Raw genomic sequence first — 3,643 nt, forward strand, 5'->3', positions numbered from 1 at the left:
GCCACCACGCCCCCGTCGAAGCCTCCGCAGCAGCGCCCGCGCCTGACGACGCTGCGACCGAGCCGCCCGGCGACGACCCAACGCCGCCCGGCGGCAGCCCGCAGACCGGCCTGGTCGACTGGGCCGCGCTGGAGGCCCAGTTCAAGGGCAAGGCCAGCTTCGTCACCGGTCTCGCCAGCAAGGCCCTGGCCGGCTATGTCGTCCAGACGGCCCGCCTGCGCGCCATCGCCGACGGCAACGGCGAGCTGGCGGAGCTCGCCTTCATCGCCCACAGCGTCAAGGGCAGCGCCGGCGCGCTCAAGCTCACGGCGATCCACGAACTCGCCGCCGCCACCGATCAGGCCGCCCACGCAAGCCACGAAACCGCCCGCCAGCTGGCCACCGAACTGGCCGCTCAACTGGACCTGCTGATCCCCGAACTGGAAGCCCGCACGGCCACCGCCAGCCCCTCCGGGGCGCTGCGGGAGCCGCCAAAGCCCTTACAATAACGCCCCATGAAAACACTAAAAGACATCTCCCTTTCGATGCTCGACCTCGTGGCCGTCCGCGAAGGCCGCAGCGTCGCCGACTCCCTCTCCGTTGCCCTCTCCACCGCCCAGCGCGCCGAGGCGCTCGGCTTCACCCGCTACTGGGTGGCCGAACACCACAACATGCCCGGCATCGCCAGCTCCGCCACCGCGGTGCTGGTCGGCCATCTGGCCGGCGGCACCCGCAAGATCCGCGTCGGCTCCGGCGGCATCATGCTGCCCAACCACGCGCCGCTGGTGGTCGCCGAGGCCTTCGGCACCCTCGCCGAGCTCTACCCTGGCCGCATCGACCTCGGCCTCGGCCGCGCCCCCGGCACCGACGGCATCACGATGCGCGCGCTGCGCCGTGACCGCGTCGAGACCGAGGACGACTTCCCCCGCGAAGTCGCCGAGGTGCAGAAGCTCCTCGGCCCGGTGCAGCCCGGCCAGCGCGTGGTGGCGATGCCCGGCGCCGACACCAAGGTGCCAATCTGGATCCTCGGCTCCAGCCTGTTCTCGGCCCGCCTGGCCGCCGAGCGGGGCCTCCCCTACGCCTTCGCCTCGCACTTCGCGCCGCGCCAGGTGCTGCAGGCCATCGAGCTCTACCGCAGCCAGTTCAAGCCCTCCGCCCAGCTCGCCGAACCCTACGTGGTCATCGGCATCCCGCTCATCGCGGCCCCTACCGACGACGAAGCCGAATACCTCGCCAGCAGCAACTACCAGCGGGTGCTCGGCATCCTCACCGGCAACCGGCGCCGGCTGCAGCCGCCGATCGAAAACTTCATGGCCGGCCTGCGCCCCGAAGAGCGCGCCGCCATCGGCGACTTCCTGGCGGCGGCGGTCATCGGCGGGCCCGAGCGGGTGCACGACGGCCTGTCCCGCCTCGCCGAGATCACGGGCGCCGACGAGTTCATGCTCGTCTGCGACATCTTCGACCCGGAGCTGCGCCTGCGTTCGCTCGACATCGCGGCCGCCGCGATGAAGGCCTGACCCACCCGCTCCACGCCCCGGGCGCGGCCCCGTCCCCGGCGGGGGCCGCGCCCAGCCAAGCACCACGCCGGCCCGTTTTCGAGGCTCCACCATGGCTTTCAACACGTTTTGCCGCCTGCTCGGCCGCTCGGCGCTTCTGGTCGCCGGCCTCCTGCTGTGCCTCCAGACGGCCTTCGCCCAGGACCTCGACGAGGTCCGCAAGCGCGGTGTGCTGCGCCACCTGGGGGTGCCCTACGCCAACTTCATCACCGGCAGCGGCGACGGCTTCGACGTGGAGCTGATGCAGCTCTTCGCCAAGGAGCTCGGCGTGCGCTACGAGTACGTGCAGACCAACTGGAACGACGTCATCGGCGACCTCATCGGCAAGGAGATCCGCTACAAGCCCAGTGTGCAGGAGGTCGGCCCGCGGCCGATCCGCGGCGACGTGATCGCCAACGGCATGACCATCCTTCCCCCGCGGGTGAAGCTGCTCGACTTCTCCGAGCCCACCTTCCCCTCGGCCGTGTGGCTGCTGGCCCGGCCCGACGTCCCGGTCGCGCCGATCAAGCCCAGCGGCAACCGCGACCAGGACATCAAGGCCACCAAGGCCCGGATGGCGCTCGGCACCACCTTCGTGATGGACAACTCCTGCCTCGACCCGACCCTCTACGATCTGGAAGGCAAGGGCCTCAAGCTCAAGCGCTTCAACGGCAGCACCAACATCAACGACGTGGTGCCCGCGATGCTCAAGCGCGAGAGCGACATGACGCTCCTCGACGTGCCCGACGTGCTGGTGGCGCTCGAGCTGTGGCCGGGCCAGATCAAGGTGATCGGCCCCATCTCCGAAGAACAGCGCATGGCCGCCGGCTTCCGCAAGGATTCCCCCGAGCTGCGCAAGGCCTTCAACGCCTTCCTCGCCCGCACCAAGGCCGACGGCACCTACATGCGGCTGGTGAAGAAATACTTCCGCGTGGCCCCGCGTTATCTGCCGGATTTCTTCCGCGACCTGCCACCGACCCGGTAAGACCGCACCGTTGACTCCCTCCGAGCTGTCGCAGCCGAAATCATCGCGCAAGTACCTCGTTGCGCTGCTGCTCTTCATCGTCTACGCCGTCGCGCTGTTCGTCCACAACCTGAGCGTACAGCAGCGCCTCGAGCAGAGCCTGCTCGACGGCGCCAGCCTCGAGCTCGCCAAGCAGGCCGACAGCGTGTCGGCCTATTTGTCCGAGCGCCACAACTCCCTCGCCAACCTGGCCGCCTCCGACGCCGTCGCCAACTACTTCGCCGGCCGCGACCTCGGCATGAGCATCGAGTACGGCCTGGGCCTGCACCTGCAGAACATCGAAGACCGCTTCGCGCAGCTCATCGAGCAGGAACGACTCGGCGAGCGGCGCATCCACGACCAGCTCGTCCTCATCGACACGCACGGCGACCTCATCGCCCAGGCAGGCGACACGTCCGCCCCCCCGACCGAAGACTACCCCGCCCTGGCCCCCCGGCTGCCGCGCACCCGCGGCCTGGCCCTGCAGGGCGGGCAGCAGCTGCGCTTCAGCCAGCCGGTGTTCATCAAGAACACCCTGCGCGGCCACGTGCTCGCCTACAGCCCGCCCGGCGTCATCGAAAGCCTGCTGCGCAGCACCAACACCCAGCGCCCCGAGACCATCGTTCTCGCGGGGTCTGGCTGGCCCATCTCGCCTCTCGCAGCACCGGCCTTCCACCAGGCGGAGCTCGCGGGCCTGCTCGCCCGCATGGGTGACAGCCCGAGCCTGCACACCGACGGTCTGCCACAGCTTGCCGGCGACCCGGTGATCGCAGTGCTCAAGCGAAGCATCGAAGCCTCGCCCTTCGCGCTGGCGGCCCTGGTCACCCAGCGCGAACTCGACGCCCACGCCATCCCGACCCTGTTTTTCGCCGCCGCCGGCGCGGTGCCCTTCCTGCTGCTCTACATCGTGATGCTCGCCGTCCGCGAACGGCAGCGCATCGAGCAGGCCCGGGAGATCGCCTACGCTGCCGCCCGCGCCGCAGCCCGCGCCGAAGCCGACAAGCTGTCCCGGGCCCGCAGCGAGTTCGTTGCCAACATGAGCCACGAGATCCGCACACCCCTCAACGCCATCCTCGGGCTGGCCCAGATCGGGCAACGGGACTGTGTCGGGCTGCAGACCCGCCAT

4 protein-coding genes are annotated in these 3,643 nt (G+C 70.1%); all 4 read left to right on the top strand.

What is annotated here, in order from left to right:
* The coding region (locus ZRA01_RS19990) for an Hpt domain-containing protein (RefSeq protein WP_141355126.1) at nucleotides 1-488 on the top strand (488 nt) is incomplete at its 5' end.
* Nucleotides 489-494: 6 nt separating this feature from the next.
* Entirely contained in the window at nucleotides 495-1,496 is a 1,002-nt protein-coding gene (locus tag ZRA01_RS19995) for an LLM class flavin-dependent oxidoreductase (protein WP_141355127.1), read from the top strand.
* Between the two features lie 91 nt (nucleotides 1,497-1,587).
* Nucleotides 1,588-2,499 (top strand): transporter substrate-binding domain-containing protein, encoded by a 912-nt coding sequence (locus ZRA01_RS20000; RefSeq protein ID WP_141355128.1) that lies wholly within the window; start codon nucleotides 1,588-1,590, stop codon nucleotides 2,497-2,499.
* 10 nt (nucleotides 2,500-2,509) lie between these two features.
* On the top strand, nucleotides 2,510-3,643 hold a 1,134-nt coding region (locus ZRA01_RS20005; protein WP_246093791.1), incomplete at its 3' end, for a sensor histidine kinase.

It is taken from the genome of Zoogloea ramigera, assembly GCF_006539865.1.
Lineage (GTDB): Bacteria > Pseudomonadota > Gammaproteobacteria > Burkholderiales > Rhodocyclaceae > Zoogloea > Zoogloea ramigera.